Source organism: Rhizobium sp. BK377 (assembly GCF_014193935.1).
Taxonomy (GTDB): domain Bacteria; phylum Pseudomonadota; class Alphaproteobacteria; order Rhizobiales; family Rhizobiaceae; genus Rhizobium.
On sequence record NZ_JACIAC010000008.1, the window covers coordinates 161252 to 179040 of the forward strand.

Annotated in this window: 24 protein-coding genes; 4 read left to right on the forward strand and 20 right to left on the reverse strand. The window is 59.3% G+C overall.

Annotated features, from left to right (window positions below; genetic code table 11):
- Nucleotides 1-91: 91 nt before the first annotated feature.
- Genes FHT92_RS26115 through FHT92_RS26140 form a run of 6 tightly spaced genes read right to left on the reverse strand, consistent with a single transcriptional unit; the run spans nucleotide 92 to nucleotide 4352 of the window.
- Entirely contained in the window at nucleotides 92-925 is an 834-nt protein-coding gene (locus tag FHT92_RS26115; protein WP_183830787.1) for an IclR family transcriptional regulator, read from the reverse strand.
- A 16-nt stretch (nucleotides 926-941) separates the two neighbouring features.
- Nucleotides 942-1331, reverse strand: coding sequence for a RidA family protein (locus FHT92_RS26120; RefSeq protein WP_183746893.1), 390 nt, complete (start codon nucleotides 1329-1331; stop codon nucleotides 942-944).
- A gap of 17 nt (nucleotides 1332-1348) precedes the next feature.
- Nucleotides 1349-2119, reverse strand: a complete 771-nt coding sequence (locus FHT92_RS26125; protein ID WP_281413047.1) for an amino acid ABC transporter ATP-binding protein — start codon at nucleotides 2117-2119, stop codon at nucleotides 1349-1351.
- 12 nt (nucleotides 2120-2131) lie between these two features.
- A complete protein-coding gene (locus FHT92_RS26130) occupies nucleotides 2132-2791 on the reverse strand; it encodes an amino acid ABC transporter permease (RefSeq protein ID WP_183746898.1) in 660 nt (219 codons plus the stop codon).
- 4 nt (nucleotides 2792-2795) lie between these two features.
- Complete coding sequence (locus FHT92_RS26135; RefSeq protein WP_183830788.1) at nucleotides 2796-3458, reverse strand: amino acid ABC transporter permease; 663 nt, start codon at nucleotides 3456-3458, stop codon at nucleotides 2796-2798.
- A 54-nt stretch (nucleotides 3459-3512) separates the two neighbouring features.
- Nucleotides 3513-4352, reverse strand: a complete 840-nt coding sequence (locus FHT92_RS26140) for a transporter substrate-binding domain-containing protein (RefSeq protein ID WP_183746904.1) — start codon at nucleotides 4350-4352, stop codon at nucleotides 3513-3515.
- Between the two features lie 186 nt (nucleotides 4353-4538).
- On the opposite strand from FHT92_RS26140, the gene FHT92_RS26145 reads away from it, so the two are divergent.
- The gene (locus tag FHT92_RS26145; RefSeq protein ID WP_183830790.1) at nucleotides 4539-5618 is read left to right on the forward strand and encodes a D-TA family PLP-dependent enzyme; all 1080 of its coding nucleotides are present in this window, start codon (nucleotides 4539-4541) and stop codon (nucleotides 5616-5618) included.
- A 164-nt stretch (nucleotides 5619-5782) separates the two neighbouring features.
- Here the strand turns inward: FHT92_RS26145 and FHT92_RS26150 are convergent, their stop codons facing one another.
- Entirely contained in the window at nucleotides 5783-6364 is a 582-nt protein-coding gene (locus FHT92_RS26150) for an acyloxyacyl hydrolase (RefSeq protein WP_183746910.1), read from the reverse strand.
- Nucleotides 6365-6489: 125 nt separating this feature from the next.
- Nucleotides 6490-7908 (reverse strand): PLP-dependent aminotransferase family protein, encoded by a 1419-nt coding sequence (locus tag FHT92_RS26155; protein WP_183746914.1) that lies wholly within the window; start codon nucleotides 7906-7908, stop codon nucleotides 6490-6492.
- Between the two features lie 79 nt (nucleotides 7909-7987).
- On the opposite strand from FHT92_RS26155, the gene FHT92_RS26160 reads away from it, so the two are divergent.
- The gene (locus tag FHT92_RS26160) at nucleotides 7988-8242 is read left to right on the forward strand and encodes a DUF1127 domain-containing protein (protein ID WP_183746919.1); all 255 of its coding nucleotides are present in this window, start codon (nucleotides 7988-7990) and stop codon (nucleotides 8240-8242) included.
- A 10-nt stretch (nucleotides 8243-8252) separates the two neighbouring features.
- On the opposite strand, the gene FHT92_RS26165 is transcribed toward FHT92_RS26160, so the two are convergent.
- The 7 genes from FHT92_RS26165 to FHT92_RS26195 form a co-directional block, all read right to left on the reverse strand.
- Entirely contained in the window at nucleotides 8253-8657 is a 405-nt protein-coding gene (locus FHT92_RS26165) for a hypothetical protein (protein WP_183830792.1), read from the reverse strand.
- A 21-nt stretch (nucleotides 8658-8678) separates the two neighbouring features.
- Nucleotides 8679-9350 (reverse strand): phosphoribosylformylglycinamidine synthase subunit PurQ, encoded by a 672-nt coding sequence (gene purQ / locus FHT92_RS26170; protein WP_183830794.1) that lies wholly within the window; start codon nucleotides 9348-9350, stop codon nucleotides 8679-8681.
- On the reverse strand, nucleotides 9347-9604 hold the full coding sequence (locus FHT92_RS26175; protein WP_183746927.1) for a hypothetical protein: 258 nt from the start codon (nucleotides 9602-9604) through the stop codon (nucleotides 9347-9349). The genes purQ and FHT92_RS26175 overlap by 4 nt, the downstream gene beginning before the upstream one ends.
- A gap of 19 nt (nucleotides 9605-9623) precedes the next feature.
- Nucleotides 9624-9866 (reverse strand): phosphoribosylformylglycinamidine synthase subunit PurS, encoded by a 243-nt coding sequence (gene purS / locus FHT92_RS26180; RefSeq protein ID WP_183830796.1) that lies wholly within the window; start codon nucleotides 9864-9866, stop codon nucleotides 9624-9626.
- A 16-nt stretch (nucleotides 9867-9882) separates the two neighbouring features.
- Nucleotides 9883-10647 carry a phosphoribosylaminoimidazolesuccinocarboxamide synthase gene (gene purC / locus FHT92_RS26185; RefSeq protein ID WP_007826228.1) on the reverse strand — a complete coding sequence of 255 codons (765 nt, stop codon included), beginning with the start codon at nucleotides 10645-10647 and terminating at the stop codon, nucleotides 9883-9885.
- A 231-nt stretch (nucleotides 10648-10878) separates the two neighbouring features.
- On the reverse strand, nucleotides 10879-11214 hold the full coding sequence (locus FHT92_RS26190) for an EAL domain-containing protein (protein WP_183830983.1): 336 nt from the start codon (nucleotides 11212-11214) through the stop codon (nucleotides 10879-10881).
- A gap of 12 nt (nucleotides 11215-11226) precedes the next feature.
- Nucleotides 11227-11781 carry an alpha/beta hydrolase gene (locus FHT92_RS26195; protein WP_183830798.1) on the reverse strand — a complete coding sequence of 185 codons (555 nt, stop codon included), beginning with the start codon at nucleotides 11779-11781 and terminating at the stop codon, nucleotides 11227-11229.
- A 161-nt stretch (nucleotides 11782-11942) separates the two neighbouring features.
- On the opposite strand from FHT92_RS26195, the gene FHT92_RS26200 reads away from it, so the two are divergent.
- Both FHT92_RS26200 and FHT92_RS26205 read left to right on the forward strand, forming a co-directional pair.
- Entirely contained in the window at nucleotides 11943-12746 is an 804-nt protein-coding gene (locus FHT92_RS26200) for a DUF2189 domain-containing protein (RefSeq protein WP_183830800.1), read from the forward strand.
- Nucleotides 12747-12868: 122 nt separating this feature from the next.
- Nucleotides 12869-13333, forward strand: coding sequence for a low affinity iron permease family protein (locus tag FHT92_RS26205; protein WP_183747599.1), 465 nt, complete (start codon nucleotides 12869-12871; stop codon nucleotides 13331-13333).
- Between the two features lie 45 nt (nucleotides 13334-13378).
- Here FHT92_RS26205 and purB read toward each other — a convergent pair whose 3' ends face one another.
- The 5 genes from purB to FHT92_RS26230 all read right to left on the reverse strand — a co-directional run bounded on the left by purB (nucleotide 13379) and on the right by FHT92_RS26230 (nucleotide 17782).
- The gene (gene purB, locus FHT92_RS26210) at nucleotides 13379-14686 is read right to left on the reverse strand and encodes an adenylosuccinate lyase (protein ID WP_183830802.1); all 1308 of its coding nucleotides are present in this window, start codon (nucleotides 14684-14686) and stop codon (nucleotides 13379-13381) included.
- Between the two features lie 62 nt (nucleotides 14687-14748).
- On the reverse strand, nucleotides 14749-15234 hold the full coding sequence (locus FHT92_RS26215) for a hypothetical protein (RefSeq protein ID WP_183830804.1): 486 nt from the start codon (nucleotides 15232-15234) through the stop codon (nucleotides 14749-14751).
- 2 nt (nucleotides 15235-15236) lie between these two features.
- Nucleotides 15237-15965, reverse strand: a complete 729-nt coding sequence (locus FHT92_RS26220) for a DUF2259 domain-containing protein (RefSeq protein ID WP_183830806.1) — start codon at nucleotides 15963-15965, stop codon at nucleotides 15237-15239.
- Nucleotides 15965-16642, reverse strand: a complete 678-nt coding sequence (gene rpe / locus FHT92_RS26225) for a ribulose-phosphate 3-epimerase (RefSeq protein WP_183830808.1) — start codon at nucleotides 16640-16642, stop codon at nucleotides 15965-15967. Before rpe ends, FHT92_RS26220 begins: the two co-directional genes overlap by 1 nt.
- 57 nt (nucleotides 16643-16699) lie before the next feature.
- Nucleotides 16700-17782: an ABC transporter substrate-binding protein gene (locus FHT92_RS26230; protein ID WP_183830810.1), complete on the reverse strand. Its 1083-nt coding sequence runs from the start codon at nucleotides 17780-17782 to the stop codon at nucleotides 16700-16702.
- Nucleotides 17783-17789 lie beyond the last annotated feature (7 nt).

Consider the following 17789-nt stretch of genomic DNA (forward strand, 5'->3'; position numbering starts at 1 on the left):
GCGCGCGACAGGAAAATGCCTGCCGTCAACAGAGGGCAGGCATCCTAGGTTCCTTACGGGTGACTTGGAGGTAGCAGGTCGAGAGATTCGACTACCGGACATTGGCCGAGACCCTGCCTGCCCCCTCGACGTCGACCGACCTTTGAACTCGCTGGTATCCGAGCTTCTCCGAAATCTCGTTGGCTGCACCAAGCAAGCTCTCCAGATATTTCGTTCTATTCCGCACGCCGTCCTCGCGCGGAGTTACGAGGCACAGGGTGGCGATGCAGGCACCATCGGCCTGATGAACCGGTACGGCGAAACAATGCGTGAAATTCTCCACCTCGCTATTGAAGGTGAAAAACCCGTCGCGGGACGCCTGACGCACCTGGGCGATAAATTCTGCCGGCTTCATCTGCCGACCGCTGGGGAGAACGAAGTCCTCCGGCGGGATCAGATCGATAATCTCCTGATCGCTCAGATGCGAAACGAGCAAACGGCCCGACGCCGTCCAGGGGATGGAAACGAGCTCCCCGACATTCGAGGAGATGCGGAACGGCCGGATGCCCTCACGCATCATGGCGACGGTGTATTTGCGTCCTTCGAGCAGGCACATCTGTGCCGTCTCGCGGGTTTCTTCGGCCAGCCGCACCAGCATGCGGTCGCACTCCCGCATCAGATCGAACTGTTCGGCGTAGGCCGTTCCAAGGAAATAGAGGCGGCGACCAAGATTAACGCGTCCGTCTCCCCCATGGTAGTCGAGCATGCCGTGGCTGAGCAGGAGATTGACCAGCTCGTAGACCGAAGATCGAGGCGCGCCAATTTCGGCGGCAATCTCGTTCGGCCGCATCGGCTGTCGCTTCACTCGCAGGAACTCGAGGATCTCGAAGGCACGATCCAGTCCTCGGGTGCGCCGCGATACTGTGTCGATACCGGCCTCAGCCATGCTTTTCTCTCCAATGCTAGGCGCGATCCGCGCGGTAGGCCACGCAATCGACTTCGACCTTGCAGTCGACCATCATGCTGGATTGGACACAAGCGCGGGCCGGAGGATTTTCTGCGAAATATTCAGCATACACGCCGTTAAAGCTCCAGAAATCGCGCGGGTCGTCAAGCCACACGCCCACACGCACGACGTCTTCAAGGCTGTAGCCCGCCTCATTGAGAATGGCAATCAGGTTTTCGATTGCCTTTCGGCTCTGAGCAACGATCCCGCCAGCAACGATCTCGCCGTTCTCCATAGGTACCTGGCCGGAAACATAGAGCCAGCCGCCTGCTTCGGTGGCTCGGGCGAAGGGAAGTGGCTGTCCGCCTGCGCCTGTCTCGCCAGCCCCATAACGCTTGATAGTCATTCTTGTCATTTTCCTTTTTAGTTGAAGCTGGATGTCTTCAGGAATTCAGCCAGGCGCTCCGTCCTTGGATTCACGAACATTTCTTTCGGATTGCCTTCCTCGCAGATCACCCCCTGATTCATGAAGATGACCCGTGATGACACTTCGTAGGCAAAGCGCATCTCGTGGGTGACCAGCAGCATGGTCATGCCATCCGCCGCAAGCCCCTTGATGACCTGCAGCACTTCACCCACCAGTTCGGGATCGAGAGCCGAGGTCACTTCATCAAACAGCATAAGACGCGGCGACATCGCGATCGCACGGGCGATCGCCACGCGCTGCTGCTGACCGCCGGAAAGCTGGCCCGGATAATGATCGGCCCGTGCCGACAGGCCGACCCGGTCGAGCCAACGCTCCGCGATCGACCGCGCTTCGTTCTTCGGCATCTTCTTGACCTTGACGAGGCCGAGCATGACGTTCTGGGCTGCGGTCATGTGCGGGAACAGGTTGAACTGCTGAAAAGCCATCCCCGTGAGCGCGCGCTGGCGGGCAATCTCCTTCTCGCTCTTGCGCCGACGTGTCGAACCCTCAACGTGGTAGCCGATCTCTTCGCCGTCCAGGCTGATCGTGCCGCCCTGGAATTCCTCCAGCATGTTCACGCAGCGCAGCATCGTGGTCTTGCCCGAGCCGGACGAGCCGATGATGGAAATGACCTCGCCTTCTTGGACGGAGCAGTCGACCCCTTTGAGCACTTCGTGGTGGCCGTAGCTTTTGCGCAGGCTCTTGATTTCAAGCATTGTTTTGGCCATCGATCGGCCTCCTCAGGATGGAAGGGCAGTCTTGCGCTCGATGAATCTGCCGAAACGCTCGATACCGAAGTTGACGACGAAATAGAGAGCCCCGGCCAGGAAATAGAATTGCAGGCTCATGAAGTTGCGGGAGATGATCTCCTGCGTGCGCAGCAGCAGTTCCGCCACCCCGATCACCGACAGCAGCGTCGACGCTTTCACCATTTCCGCCGCCGTATTGACCCAGGCCGGCAGGCACTGGCGCAGCGCCTGCGGCCATAGGACGGAGGTGAATGTCTGCGTGAAAGTCAGGCCGATCGCTTTTGCGGCTTCGGTTTGCCCCTTCGGGATGGCTTGAAGAGCACCGCGAACGATCTCACCCACGTGGGACGAACAAAATACCGCCAGCGCCAGAACACCCGCCGCGAATGCTCCCAATTCCAAGCCCACGGCACTGGAGACGTAGTAACTCGCGAGGACGAGCACCAAAACGGGCGTGCCTCGGATCACATCCGTATAGGCCCGTACGATCAGGCGCAGCACACTGTTTCCGTAGACCAGCGCCAGACCTACGAAGAGGCCGAGCACGGAGCCTGCGAGAATGGCCAGAAGGGAGATCGATACGGTCATCGCCATGCCATTCAGGATGACATGACGGGCGATCCAAAGTTGATCGAGAAAGGTCTGAGACATTGGCTTACCTCGGCAATGCCAGACGCCGCTCGACAAAACGCATCAGAGCGGCAATGAGGAAACAGGTGACGACATAGAGAGCCGATGTGACCATCCAGGTTTCGACGATACGGAAGCTCTCGACATTGATCTTGCGCGCTGCAAACGTCAGCTCGGGCACGGCGCTCGTTGCCGCAAGCGATGTGTCCTTGAAGAGAGAGATGATTGTCGAGGACAACGAGGGTAGTACGTTGCGGAACATCAGCGGCGCTATGATCGATGTGCGTATCTGCATCGACGTCAAGCCAATCGCCATTCCGGCTTCGCTCAATCCCTTGGGAATCGACAGAAGTCCGGCGCGGAAAACTTCCGCGAGATATGCTCCCGAATAAAGCGAGAGAACCAAGACGAAGCTTTTGATCTTGTCCAGCCGGAAGCCCATCTGAGGCAGCGCGAAGAACGCGAACAGGACGAGCACGAGAATAGGAAGATTTCGAATAACGGTGACGTAGATTCTTGCCGGCGCGACCGCGGCACGGCTCTTCGAGAGCAGCGCGAATGCGACGAACAGGCCAAGGACAGCCCCGATCAAGATCGAAACGACCGCCAAGCCAAGGCTCAACATCAAGCCGCTAAGAAGAAAATCGAAGTTGCGCCAGACAGCAGCAAAATTCAGCGTATAACCCATGGCAGACCGCCCTTTTCAGGGAGAGAGCGGGAAAGACCCGCTCCCTCGGGCCAGTTACTTGTATTCGACCGGGAAGCCGATTTGCGGAGGGGTCAGATCCTTGCCGAACCATGTCTTGTACGACTTGGCGTAAGCGTCGAATTCAACGCCGGTCATGGCCTCGTGGAGGGCGGTGTTGACGAAATTCAGCCAATCCTGATCGCCGCGCTTGACGCCGCAGGCGTAAGTCTGTGGGTTCCAGCCGTAACCGGCATCCCGATATTTCCCTGGATTCTGGGCCATATACCAGGCGAGTGACGACTGGTCAGTTGCGACTGCATCCGCACGACCGGATTCCAGTGCCTGATAGATGAGATCGACGGAGTCGTACTGGTCGACGGTAGCTTCGGGGAGCGCCGCGTGAACCATCGACTCCGCATAGACGTTCTGCAGGACCGAAATCGTCACCGATGAGCCGGCAGCTTTGAGCGCTGCGTAGTCGGCATATTTGCCATCGGCCTTCAGCATCAGGCCAACCCCTTCCCGATAGTATGGAATCGTGAAGGCGATCTGCTGAGCGCGTTCGCCGGTGACCGTCATGAACTGGCAGGTGATGTCGACCTTGTCCGTCGTGATGTTGGGAATACGAGCGTCGGACGACTGGTTGACGTATTCGATCTTGTCAGGATCGCCAAAGAGGGCCTTGGCGATGATGTGGCCCATATCGACATCGAAACCCTGAAGTTTGTCGTCGGCGCTTTTGAAGTGCCAGGGCGCATTCGTGCTGCCGGTCCCCATAACGAGATGACCGCGAGCAAGTACCTCATCGAGCTTACTTCCGGCGGCGAAGACCGGGCTTGAAAGAACTGCAGTTGCGGCCAGCGCAATCAGGCCGGCGCGGAAGGATATGGTCATGATTGTTCCCCTGAGAACCGTGTGTTTCTGATTAATCCGATATAGCGGACATCTGTCCGTATTATCGGATTGACATATCAAGTCCCCTGGCTGATGAATTGTCAATAGCGATGGTTGATATTTGATGCGGCGCCAAAGAGCGGCACATTTGTCCGCACCGCAGGTTCGTTCCATACGAGGTTTGCCATGACTTTTTCGCCCGCGGATATCGCAGCCATTCAAACTCCTGCCGTTCTGATCGATCTCGATATCGCCACCGCCAATATCGGCCGTTTTCAGCGTTACGCGGATACCCACGGCTTGCGCGTTCGCCCGCACATCAAGACGCACAAGCTGCCGGCGATTGCCCATTTGCAGATTGCGGCCGGCGCGGTTGGCATTACCTGTCAAAAGGTATCGGAGGCCGAAGCGATGGTTGCCGCCGATAGTGCAATCACCGATGTGCTGATTACCTACAACATCGTCGGCGCTGAGAAGCTTGAACGTCTGAAGGCGCTCGCAAAGAAGGTGAAATTGTCGGTCGTTGCCGATAATGCGGCTGTCGTGAACGGCCTCTCGGAGGCCTTCCGAAACGAATTTCAGCCGCTGACAGTCCTGGTGGAATGCGACACCGGGGCCAACCGTTGCGGTGTGCTCACTCCCGAAGCGGCAGAGGCTCTCGCGGTCCTTATCCAGACGCTGCCTGGCGTCGTTTTCGGTGGTCTTATGACCTATCCTCCTGCAGGCGGGGAGGCTGCCGTCGAGGCTTTCATGATGGCGGCCAAGACTCGCATCGAAGCGCTCGGCATCGCGGTGCCCGTCATCACGTCAGGCGGGACGCCTTCGATGATGCACGCAGCAGACGCGCCGGTTACGACTGAATATCGCCCCGGAACCTACGTCTACAACGACCGGTCTCTCGTGTCGCGCGGCGCCTGTGGCTGGGAGGATTGCGCACTCAGCGTGCTGACAACCGTCGTCTCTGTGCCCGCTGCCAACCGCGTGATCGTCGACGCAGGCTCCAAAATCCTGACATCGGATCTTTTAGGCCTGATAGGTTACGGCCATGTGCGGGGGCGCGACGATATCGTCATCGACCAACTATCCGAGGAGCATGGCCGGCTGATTAGCAGCGGGCCAATAGGGCTGTCGGTGGGAGATAAACTGCAGATCGTGCCGAACCACGCGTGCGTGGTCACCAACATGGTCGACGCGGTTTACGTTGCAGGAAACGGTTTGGCGTCAGTCGAGTCTTGGCCGGTCGTGGCCCGCGGAAAGATTGTTTGACATGCCGGTTCGATGCTTTTGCATCGGCCAAGTCCAAATAGGACTGAACTGGATTGAACAAGGTTCCGTCGGGAAAATCCTACAGGCGACACGTTTCATGCCGCCTTCATGCTGTTTAACGGCCGTCTGCGCCGATCCGTGGCGCGAGGACCGGCTCTGCAAGACTAGAATTTATAGCCGACCATCAGCCCGGCGCGGGTCATGCCGTCGTTCGGACCGTCGCAGAGGTTGGCATTCGAGGAATGGGCGATCTGCGCCATGACATTCCAGTTGCTGGTAAAGCGATAGCCGGCGCCGAGATATTCATGAAACAGCACACGACAGCCGAGGTCGGGGCCATCGTCATTGTCGCGAAGTTCACCGGTATGGATGACGCCGCCGAAGCCAGCTTCGGCAAAGATTTTGTCGCTGAGGTCGACCGTCCAGGTGAAACCGGCGAAAAACTGGGTCGCTTCGCCGGCCGTACCGATAGAGGTGCCGACATGAACACGCGGATGCATGAGCTGCTGCTTCCAGTCCGTCGCCTGCTCGAAGCCGAACGGGTCGAAAAGGGCCGTTATTTCGGGGAAGATGCCGTCTTCGCCCGAATGGCCGCCCTGGATGGAAGCGGAGGCGCCAAAGCGCAATTCGTCGAAAATCTTGTCTCCGGCTTGCGCCGCTGATGACATTCCCAGACTGCTGGCAATTACTGCGACCGACGCGATACTCGAGAGGCGCAACAGGAGTGAACGGAAATCGGATTTCATCTGCTGTCCCTTGATTCCCGCCCGACCAGCGGAATGAGAAAGAGGTAACATGCAGGTTTCAGCGGTAAAGCGCTTGTATTTCGATTGCGGTCTTTTCCCCAATCCTGACGCTATTTTGCAACAGTTCAGATTTCCCCGTCGTAGGCAGATCCGCCATTTTCCAATAGACGTCTCAATATCATAAGGCCTGCAACCAGCTGGTTCCTATCCTTCGGTGAGGAGAAGCCGATGCGCACGCGGTGATAAACTTTCTCGCCACGGGCCGCCTTGAACTCATCCTCGTCATCCACCAGCACACCATCCCTGTAGGCGGCATTCTTGAAGGTGCCTGACATCCAGGGTTCCGGCAGTTTCAGCCATAGGAAGGGCGCGTGCAGGTGGGACTCGAATTCGAAGCCCTGCAACTGCTCACGGGCAAGCCTGACACGGGCTGACAATTCCACCACGCTTGCATTGCGGATCTCGTGCGCCTTGCCGCTCTGGACCAGCCGCGCACAGGTTTCGGCCAGGATGAAGGGCAGCCCTCCTGTGACCATCTTGTGCGTGACCCTGATGCGCTGGGCGAAATGCGGTGGGCAGGCGACCCAGCCGCCACGCACGCCGGCGGCAACCGATTTCGACAGGCCGTTGACCAGGAAGGTGCGATCGGACGCGATCGAGGCAAGCAGTGGCGTTGCGTCATTCGCCATGCCGCCGTAGAGATCGTCTTCGATGATCCATACACCGTGCCGTCTGGCGATGTCGGCAATTGCGACGCGACGCTCATAAGGCATGATTGCCAATGTGGGATTGTGGACAGTCGGCATCAGGAAGATCAACTTCGGATGCTGCTGCTGGCAGAGCCGCTCGAAATCTTCGGGAATGACGCCGTTCTCATCCGACTCGACCGTCAGCGTGCGCCTGCCAAGCAGCCGGACGCTGCGGCTGACCTGTGTGTAGGTGAGGTTCTCGAAGACAATTTTGTCACCGGGCGCCGACACGGCGGTGATGACGGCAATTGCCGCAGCATGCGCACCAAGCGTCGGAACGACATTTTCGACTTCCGGCGACCAGCCGTTGCGCGCCAGCCAGAGACGGCCTGCTTCAAACCAACTCAACGGAAAACTACGCGAATAAGAAGAGATTTCGGCCAGATGCTGCTCGCCAATCTCGGCCATGATGCCGGCGATGATCTTGCCTTGACCGAGATCAGGGGCGGCGGTCGTGTCGAAACGAAGCTTGTTTGCCGGGGCGTCTGCAACGCGGGTGCCACTCAGCGAGAGGGTAATGGGATCTGTCTGGTCGCTCGGAGGCGTATTGGCACGGTCAAGTACATAGGTACCGCGACCGACTTCGCCCGCGACGAGACCGCGCTCGTGTACAAGTGCGTAGGCGCGACCGATTGTTCCGATTGTCACCCCAATGTCATAGGCAAGATTTCGTTGCGGCGGCAGCTTGGTGCCCGCCGGCAAAGCACCAGAAGCAATGGCGGATTCGATGTTGTCCGCAAGCCGCATATAGACTGGGCCGGAGCCCTGCGAGAGATCTGGGAGCCAATTTGTCATGGTGACAATGAATAGATTGTCACCCTCATCCTGTCAAGGATATGAGACAATTCGTTAGCGGAAACTACAGGAGTCGAAGATGTCCGCTGTACCTCACATCAAGGGTCAGATTGTATCGATTGTCTCTATTGATGGCCCGCATGAGATTGTCATCCCGACGCAGTCTCCGGCAATAACCCGGCTCGGCCGGTTGTGGGCAGGCTTCCTTCTGTGGCAACAGAAGCGGGAGGGGCGCCAGACGTTGCGCGGACTGACCGCAGACCAGCTCAAGGATATCGGCCTGTCGCAGTCCGATGCCGCTCGCGAAATCAGCAAGTCGTTTTTCTGGGATTGAGACGGGAAACTTAGCTGCAGGCGCGATTGCCGCCCGACCAGCGGGTGACATCGGCGGCGATGCGGCCGGCAACCGGCTCGGACATCATCGGACCGAAAGCCTGCATCTTCGCCGGGCTGCCTTCGGCCTGCACCACGAGCAGCGGGCGAGCTTCGGGGCTTGCCTTGTGGACGACGAGAATGCGCGGCCGGCCGGAGAAGGAATTGAGTTCCGGTGCGAGCCTGTAGGCGGCAAAAGCCGGATCGCCCGACTTGAACCAGCAGCTATTGGCGCCGAGGGCTACGCGTTCCATCGTCGACAGCGCACTGCGGTCCGGTCCCTTTGCGGGTGTCGGGGACTGGCAGGCAGCGACGAGTGCGGCAAGGCCGGCAAAGGTTGCAGCGTTAGCAACGGCTGCGAAAAGGCGAGGGCGCATCTATCTTGCTCTTGGCAGAAATCAGGCGGCGATGACGTCGAGCGCCGAGGCGAAGAGGCCGCGGCCATCCGAACCGCCATGGGCGGCTTCGATCAGGTTTTCCGGATGCGGCATCATGCCGAGAACGTTGCCCTTGGCGTTCATGACGCCGGCAATATCGTTGACCGAGCCGTTCGGGTTGGTGCCTTCGGCATAGCGGAAGACGACCTGGCCGTTGCCTTCGATGGCAGCGAGCGTCTCGGCGTCCGCAAAATAGTTCCCATCGTGATGAGCGACCGGGCAGCGGATGATCTGGCCCTTTTCATAGGCGCGGGAGAAATCCGTCTCGGCATTGACGACTTCGAGCTTGATCTCACGGCAGACGAATTTCAGCGAGGCATTGCGCATCAGCGCGCCCGGCAGCATGCCAGCCTCCACGAGGATCTGGAAGCCGTTGCAGACGCCAAGCACTTTCACGCCCTGGTTCGCCTTCTCGATAATCGCCTGCATGACCGGCATGCGTGCGGCAATCGCGCCGCAGCGCAGGTAATCGCCATAGGAAAAGCCGCCGGGAATGACGATCAGGTCGACATCAGGGATTTCCGTTTCCGTCTGCCAGATCGTCACCGGCTGGCGACCGGAGATTTTGGTGAGAGCGGCGATCATGTCGCGATCGCGGTTGAGGCCCGGAAGTTGAACGACGGCTGATTTCATGGGTTCTGTTCAAACCTTGTTTGTGCTTCTGCCAATTCTCGAAGTTCGAGACGATTTTCAATACGATCGAGGCGCTGGTCGTGACGCGACGGGACACCGTAGATATTATGGATGTCTTGCTGCATCGAAATCATTGTGCCGCGCATTGCGTTGAGTTCGGCTTTAATCTCGTTCTGGCCATCTTTAATGCCCGAAATATCCGCATGCATGCGCTTCAGCGACTCATGCATCAGCTCTTGGGGTACTTCAGTCATTGGTCACTCGCCACAACCCTTAGTCGAGAGAAATAGTATAGTTCTCGATGACCGTATTAGCGAGCAGCTTTTCGCACATGGCCTTGAGATCGGCCTCGGCTTTGGACTTATCGTTGCCTTCGAGCTCCAGGTCGAAGACCTTGCCCTGGCGGACATGGCCGACGCCGCCGAAGCCGAGGGCGCCGAGCGCGCCTTCGATGGCCTTGCCCTGAGGATCGAGAACGCCGTTTTTCAGCGTGACGGTGACGCGAGCCTTGATCACTTGTTTTTCCCTGCTTTTACTTAACCAGAACGGGGCCGGTGCCGCGCACGGGCTCGTTTTCATTGATGATGCCGAGACGACGCGCAACTTCGGAATAGGCTTCCAGCAGCCCGCCCATATCACGGCGGAAGAGGTCCTTGTCCATCTTCTTGTGGGTCTCGATATCCCAGAGGCGGCAGCTGTCCGGCGAGATCTCGTCAGCCAGAATGATGCGCATCATGTCGCCTTCGAAGAGACGGCCGCATTCGATCTTGAAATCGACGAGCTGAATGCCGACACCGAGGAAAAGGCCGGTCATGAAGTCGTTGACGCGGATGGCGAGCGCCATGATGTCGTCGAGCTCGGCCGGATTTGCCCATCCGAAGGCTGTAATGTGCTCTTCGGAGACCATCGGGTCTTCGAGCGCGTCGGACTTGTAATAGAATTCGATAATCGAACGCGGCAGAACCACGCCTTCCTCGATGCCGAGGCGCTTGGCGAGCGAGCCGGCGGCAACGTTGCGCACGACGATCTCGAGCGGGATCATCTCCACTTCCTTAATCAGCTGCTCACGCATGTTGAGCCGGCGGATGAAGTGGGTGGGAATGCCGATCTTATTCAGATGGCTGAAGATATATTCAGAAATACGGTTGTTGAGGACGCCCTTGCCATCAATGACTTCGTGTTTCTTCTTGTTGAAAGCAGTGGCATCATCCTTGAAGAACTGGATCAGCGTGCCCGGTTCAGGTCCTTCATACAGAATCTTTGCCTTGCCCTCGTAGATACGGCGGCGACGGTTCATTGTGGTTATTCTCTAGTTGTTGGCGCCCTTGGGATGGCGCGCGTGGATCGATCTCGTGGCGTCCCCTTAAAGGAAAAGAGAGAGTTTCACAATCCGCCTGTCACTCCTTCCCCGGTTTCCGGCCTTGGGCGGGAAAACCGCAAAGAGAATCGAAATCTTGCCAAGAGAAGACTACCGCCTTTTTCTTTAGGGTGGAATGAAGGCAAAATCTCGGAAGGGTTATACAGGTCTCTATCCGCAGGCTATTTTGGAGACGGGATGGCCCGTGGAATGGCGCAGATCCGCCTTCAGCGCGCGAGCCTCGCCCTCTGGCTGCCGCCAGCTTTCGCCACGGATGAAAGCCGGGAGCTGCAGGCCGGACATCGGCCGGGCGAGCGCATAGCCCTGCAGCATGTCGCAGCCGCGCTCCTGCAGGATGCGGACGTGATCGGCGGTCTCGACACCTTCTGCGGTAACGACAATATTCAGCGACCAATCTCGATGATGGAGCGCACGAGCTTTCGCTGCTCGGCCGACTGCGGCAAGTGTGCTTAGAAAGCGATCGCTAATCCGCTGGAAACGCAGGATTTTTTGGCTTCCTCAGCCGGGGAGGCGGCTGAGGAACTGGGCAAAGACCATCGTGCCTTCAGGCCAGGGGCCGTGACCGGATTCGGCATTGATGTGACCGGACTCGCCGGCATCCACGAGAAAGGAACCCCAGCTGTTGGCAATGTCGTCGGCATGCTCATAAGTCCCGAAGGGATCGTTGCGGCTGGCGACCGTAATCGACGGAAAGGGCAGGGGATCGCGCGGGTAGGGGCCGAAAGTCATGAGATGCTTCGGGCGGATATCCGGATTGGCAACATCGGGCGGCGCCACGAAGAAGGCGCCGGCAACGCGCTTTTGAAACATCGGGATTGCATGGATTACCGAAGGCACCCCTAGGGAATGGGCGATGAGCACGACGGGGCGCGTGGAGGCGTTTACCGCTTCGGCGATGCGGGCGGTCCAGTCCTCACGCACGGGCTTGGACCATTCCGCCTGTTCAACGCGGCGTGCAGTGCTGAGCTTTGCTTCCCAACGGCTCTGCCAATGGTCGGGACCGGAATTGGTATAGCCGGGAATGATGAGGATATCTGCGTCTGAAGCTTTCATGGTGCCGCCGATGTGAGAAAGCGTAACCGTGATGTCAAGGGAAAGAGCGACTTAGCTAAAAATATTTGCTAGAGTGGCCTTATGCCGGTTGCGTTCTCGTGTCGGCCCGTTGTTGCCGACACATTCGCCTCCGGCTCATCTTGGCTGAGGAGGAGAAAGCCATGACGACATTTCATGTCATGACGGGCGCCGGCGAGAGTTTCGCACGGCCCGTAGTCAACAGGATCAGCATAGCCGACGTCTTCGACGCGCTCAGGCTCGGTTTCGAGGATTTCCGCGAGAAGCCTTCGCATTACGTCTTCCTGTGTCTCATGTATCCGATCGCCGGCATCTTCCTGACGATGCTGACCTCGGGCGCCAATCTCGCACCGATGGTCTTTCCGCTGATGTCGGGTTTCGTGCTGATCGGCCCGATCGCCGCGATCGGTCTGTATGAAATCAGCCGCCGGCGCGAGGCCGGGCTCGATACTTCCTGGAAACATGCGCTCGACGTTCGCCATTCGCCGGCTTTGCCGTCGATCATCGCCGTCGGCCTCCTGCTGTTTGGTATCTTCACTGTCTGGCTGGTCACGGCGCAGACCATCTATACGAACTTTCTCGGCGAAGTTTTCCCGCGCTCCATGTCGCTTTTTCTGCAGCAGGTATTCGCTACGCCCCAAGGCACGCAACTCATCCTTTGGGGCAATCTGACCGGCCTTGGCTTTGCCCTCGTCGTTCTGGCGATTACGGTCGTAACTTTCCCGATGCTGCTCGACAGGGATTGCGGAGCGGTGGCCGCGATGGTCGCCTCGATCCGGGCGACTTTCGTCAATCCGATACCGGTATTGCTCTGGGGCCTGATCGTTGCCGCGTCGCTCGTCATCGGTACGATCCCGCTCTTTATCGGCCTCGCACTCGTCATTCCGATCCTCGGCCATGCGACCTGGCATCTTTACCGAAAACTCATTGCCCGCGAAGCCATGTGAGGACAGCGCCCCTGGGGGTATCGCGAATTCGCGATACCCCGAATTTCTATAGGACCTGGAACTTCGCAGCCCTTCTTGGAGTTTGTTTTGCGCCGACTTCGAAGGAGGATTTCCAGGTGACCATGCGCCACGCGTTTGCCAGCTTCGCATCCAAGATATCGGAGTGGGCAGGCACGCCGGTGACCTTCATTCTGGCACTTATCGCCGTCGTCATCTGGGCTGCTCTCGGCCCTGTCTTCGACTATTCCGAAACCTGGCAACTGGTGATCAACACCGGCACGACGATCATTACCTTCCTGATGGTCTTCGTGCTTCAGAATGCGCAGACACGCGATACGCGGGCCATCCAGGCGAAGCTCAACGAAATCATTCTGACGAGCCACGCCGAGAACCGCTTCATCGGCATCGAAAACCTCGATGAGGAGGAACTCAAGCATCTCGACCGCCTGGTGGCCAAGGCGGCCAAAGGTCGGGGCGAGACCGAAGCCTGCAAGATATCGGATGAGAGTGCCGAAAAATCGCCTGCAAAACGCGAACCGAGAAAACGCAAGCCGCCTGTCGGTTCCACATCGCGCAAGCGGAAATGAAAACGGCGCCTCGCGGGCGCCGTTTCGTGACATGTTTCGTGCCGATCAGGCTTCGCCGAAGACGCGGCGGAAGATCGTGTTGACATGCTTGGTATGATAACCGAGATCGAATTTTTCGCGGAGATCCGCCTCCGACAGTGCAGCAAGCACTTCGGGGTCGGCCAGCAATTCCTCAAGGAAATCCTTGCCCTGTTCCCAGACCTTCATGGCGTTGCGCTGCACGAGGCGATAGGCATCCTCGCGGGAGGTGCCTGCCTGCGTCAGCGCCAGAAGAACGCGCTGCGAATGAACAAGGCCGCGGAACTTGTCGAGGTTCTTCATCATGTTCTCGGGGTAGACCACGAGCTTTTCGATGACGCCGGCCAGACGGTTCAGCGCGAAATCGAGCGTGATGGTCGTATCCGGGCCGATGGCCCGCTCGACACTCGAATGGCTGATGTCACGCTCATGCCAGAGCGCCACGTTTTCCATCGCGGGTACGACCGACATGCGCACGAGACGGGCAAGGCCGGTCAGGTTTTCGGTCAGGACCGGGTTGCGCTTGTGCGGCATGGCGGACGAGCCCTTCTGGCCCGGCGAGAAGAACTCTTCCGCCTCCAGCACTTCGGTGCGCTGCATGTGGCGGATTTCGATGGCGACGTTTTCGATCGACGAGCCGATGACGCCAAGCGTGGCGAAGAACATGGCATGACGGTCGCGCGGGATGACCTGTGTGGAGACCGGCTCCGGAACGAGACCGAGTGCTGCGCAGACGTGTTCTTCAACCACAGGATCGATATTGGCGAAGGTACCGACAGCGCCGGAGATGGCGCCGGTCGCGATTTCCGCTCGGGCGGCAACGAGGCGGGCGCGGTTGCGGCTCATCTCGGCATAGAAGCGCGCGAAGGTCAGGCCCATCGTCGTCGGCTCGGCATGGATGCCGTGGCTGCGGCCGATGCGGATCGTATCCTTGTGCTCGAAAGCGCGCGTCTTCAGCGCTGTCAGAACACGGTCGATGTCGGCGAGCAGGATGTCGGCGGCACGCACGAGCTGGATGTTGAACGTTGTGTCGAGCACGTCCGAGGACGTCATGCCCTGATGGACGAAGCGGGCGTCTGGGCCGACGATTTCGGCAAGGTGCGTCAGGAAGGCGATGACGTCATGTTTGGTGACGGCCTCGATCTCATCGATGCGGGCAACGTCGAAAGTCGCCTTACCGCCTTTTTCCCAGATGGTGGCGGCGGCCGATTTCGGGATCACACCAAGGTCTGCCAGCGCGTCGCAGGCATGGGCCTCGATCTCGAACCAGATGCGGAATTTGGTTTCGGGAGACCAGATGGCGACCATCTCGGGCCGGGAATAACGAGGGATCATGGGCGAGCGCCTTCATTTCGTGACAGTAGCTGCGGCCCCTGTAGCAAAGACGGCCGGCAATCTCAACGCATGCGTTTGGCAAGAGCCAGGCTAGTGGCAAAAAGACAGGCCAGTCCGAGGGGTAAAAACAGCCCCAAGCCAAGGACGAGGAACTGATAAATGGCGCTGGCGCCGGTAAAGACAAACTGGAACATCCAGATGACCGAGCCGAACGGCGAATGCCAGCGGGAATAGAAAATCCGGTAGTCCATGGCGAAGAGAAAGGCCGTCATCATGACCGTGCCCATCGTCAGCACCAGGAAGAATGCGGCAAAACGCGCCTCTACCTGATGACCGAGCGCAAGATAGCGCCCGGCAAGCAAGTTGAAGGGCCAGGAAAGCAGTCCCCCGCCGAAATAGAGGATAGCGAGATCGAGCACATGGCTCGTTTCCATGCTATTGCGCAAATAGAGGCCGGCCATGGCTGAGATCAGCATCTGAATGCCCCAGAGCGGGGCGCCGATGAAAAGTTCCGATAAGGACGGCCATGCCGCCCGCAGACGGTTCATTCTCAGGGGTGAACCGGAACGGCGATCCAGCGGCCGTTGCGGCCGTCCGGAGAGGCGCTCAGCGCTAGGATGAGGGCTATATGGACAGGCTTGCCCGATTCAGGCTGATAGACGAGGGCGCCGCCCATGCGATATTCCACGGTGCAGCCGCGATCTGCCGGCAGCGTTTTGTCCTCATGCACCAGTTGGCGGTTCGGCGCACCATCTTTCTCGATGAGCTGCAGGGTGAAGCCAATGACGCGGTTGACGTCCTTGCAGCTTTCCGGCTTGGCGACTTCGGCATCGCCGAGCAGCAGCGAATACGCGCCCCGCGCCGGGCCGTCACTTGCAATCGTTGTGTAACGGATCGTCTTCATCGGCGAGCCGAGCTCGGTCGGCGGGTTGAAGGCAGCGATCAGGCCCGGATTGGTCAGAAGGTCGTATTTGTCCATCTGCTGGCGGGCTGCCGTCAGATTCTGGCGGCGTGCCTTGGACAGATCGGCATCCTTGTCGGTCAGTTCCAGATGAAAGGGCGTGCCCTCGATATCGGCGCCGGTGTCGGTATCGATGAAATAGGTATCCGAATAGGGGACCTTGCCATCCTTCATGCCGAATTCCTGGAAGGCAAAGACCTTGCCGTCGGCGGAGAAGCCGACAGGCTGCATATTGGCGATATCGCCGGCTGAGGCCATGGCAGCCATGCCGGTCAGCAGGGCGGCGAGAAATCCGCCCATGAACATGCGCTTCGTCATCAGCGAGCCCCCTCAGCCGCGTTGCGAAGGGCGGTAATGGCCCGGCGATAGGCCTCGACCGAGCCGCCCTTGAAAATTGCCGATCCGGCGACGAGCACGTTGCCGCCGGCCTTTGCCACAGCAGGCGCGGTATCGACCGTCACACCGCCGTCCACCCCAAGCTCGATCGGGCGATCACCGATGAGTGACTTCGCCGCTGCGATCTTATCTACCATTGCCGGAATGAATTTCTGGCCGCCGAAACCGGGGTTGACGGACATAATGAGAATGAGGTCGACATCGTCAAGCACGTTCTCGACCACCGAGAGCGGCGTTGCCGGATTGAGCGTGACGCCGACCTTCTTGCCGAGATGGCGGATCGTCTGCAGCGAGCGGTGCAGATGCGGTCCGGCCTCTGCATGCACGGTGATACGGTCACAGCCGGCCTTTGCGAAGGCTTCCAGATAGGGATCGGCAGGCGAGATCATCAGATGGCAGTCGAAGGTCGCATCCGTATAGGAGCGCAGCGACTTGATGACATCGGGACCGAATGAAATGTTCGGCACGAAGTGACCGTCCATGACGTCGAGATGGATCCAGTCGGCGCCGGCCGCGGTGACGTTGCGCACTTCCTCGCCGAGCTTTGCAAAATCTGCCGCCAAGATCGATGGGGCGATGCGGATGGGCAATTTCGTCATGGTCTCGGTCTCCTCTCAATCGGAAGCGGCGAGCGCCTCACGGCAAATTTCAATAGATCAGTCCGTCCCATCGGCCGGCGGGACGAAAGCGGCACCGCGCCATTCGAGGAGACGATAGGGATTTTGCGACAGTTCATGGGCCGGCGTGAAGATGATCGGGCCGATCGGCGTATTGAACTGCGTTCCGATCAGCTTTTCGGCCACCGGCTTGCCTTCGGCCACGGCCGCCTGCACGGCCTGATCGGCAATCAGCGCGGCTGCGGCTGCCGGCAGAACATAACCTTCCGGTTCGATTCCGACTGCGCGCAAGGCCTCGACGGTCGCAGCCGCATCCTGCAGAAACGCATATTCGGGAATGGCAACGGCGCGTACGCCATCCGCCAGCACGAGCGGCTGGTTTGCGGCGCGCATCGCATCGCCGCTCAGAATGTCGAGCGGGATGTTTTCGGCCTTGGCGTCACGGGCGATGGTGGCGACATCGTTCCTGTCACCGCCGACGAAGACCCTGGTGGCGCCGGCCCGCTTCAGGCGGCGCACGAGGCCGATCTGTTGTTCCTGTCCCGGCCGGTAGGTGTCGGTGAAAACGGGCTTCAGGCCATTTTCTTCCAGCGCATTGCGCACGGCTTCCGTCAGTTCGCGACCGTGGATCGTGCCGTCCTCGATAAGGGCGATCGGAGACGCCGTCCATTGCTGCAGGATGATCTGGATAATCCTGGCGGCTTCATCGCTATCCTGCGGGCCGAGGCGGAAGAGGGGCCAGCCATTCTTCAGCGAATCCTCCATCAGGATGCGCGAGCGCACGGACACGGTGATGACGGGAATATTGGCGTCCTTCAGCTTCGGCAGGGCGCCTTCCAGCGTTTCGCTGCAGAGGAAGCCGATAGCGATCTGGACCTTGGCGGCGATCAGCGCATCGGCAACCGCCTGGCCACTATTGTCCTGACAGGTCTCATTGACGGGAACGACCGTATTGCCCGCCCGCTGGATCTCAAAATTCGCGCCGGCGGAAATCTGGGCGCCGAGCGAGGCGAAAGTGCCGTCCTGCGGCGCCACGACGCCGATCGTCACGCCGGCCGCGCGGCTTTCGGCCGTCAACGCCATGAGCGACAGAAGGGCGGCTATGACACGCAAGGTCATCATGAAAGGT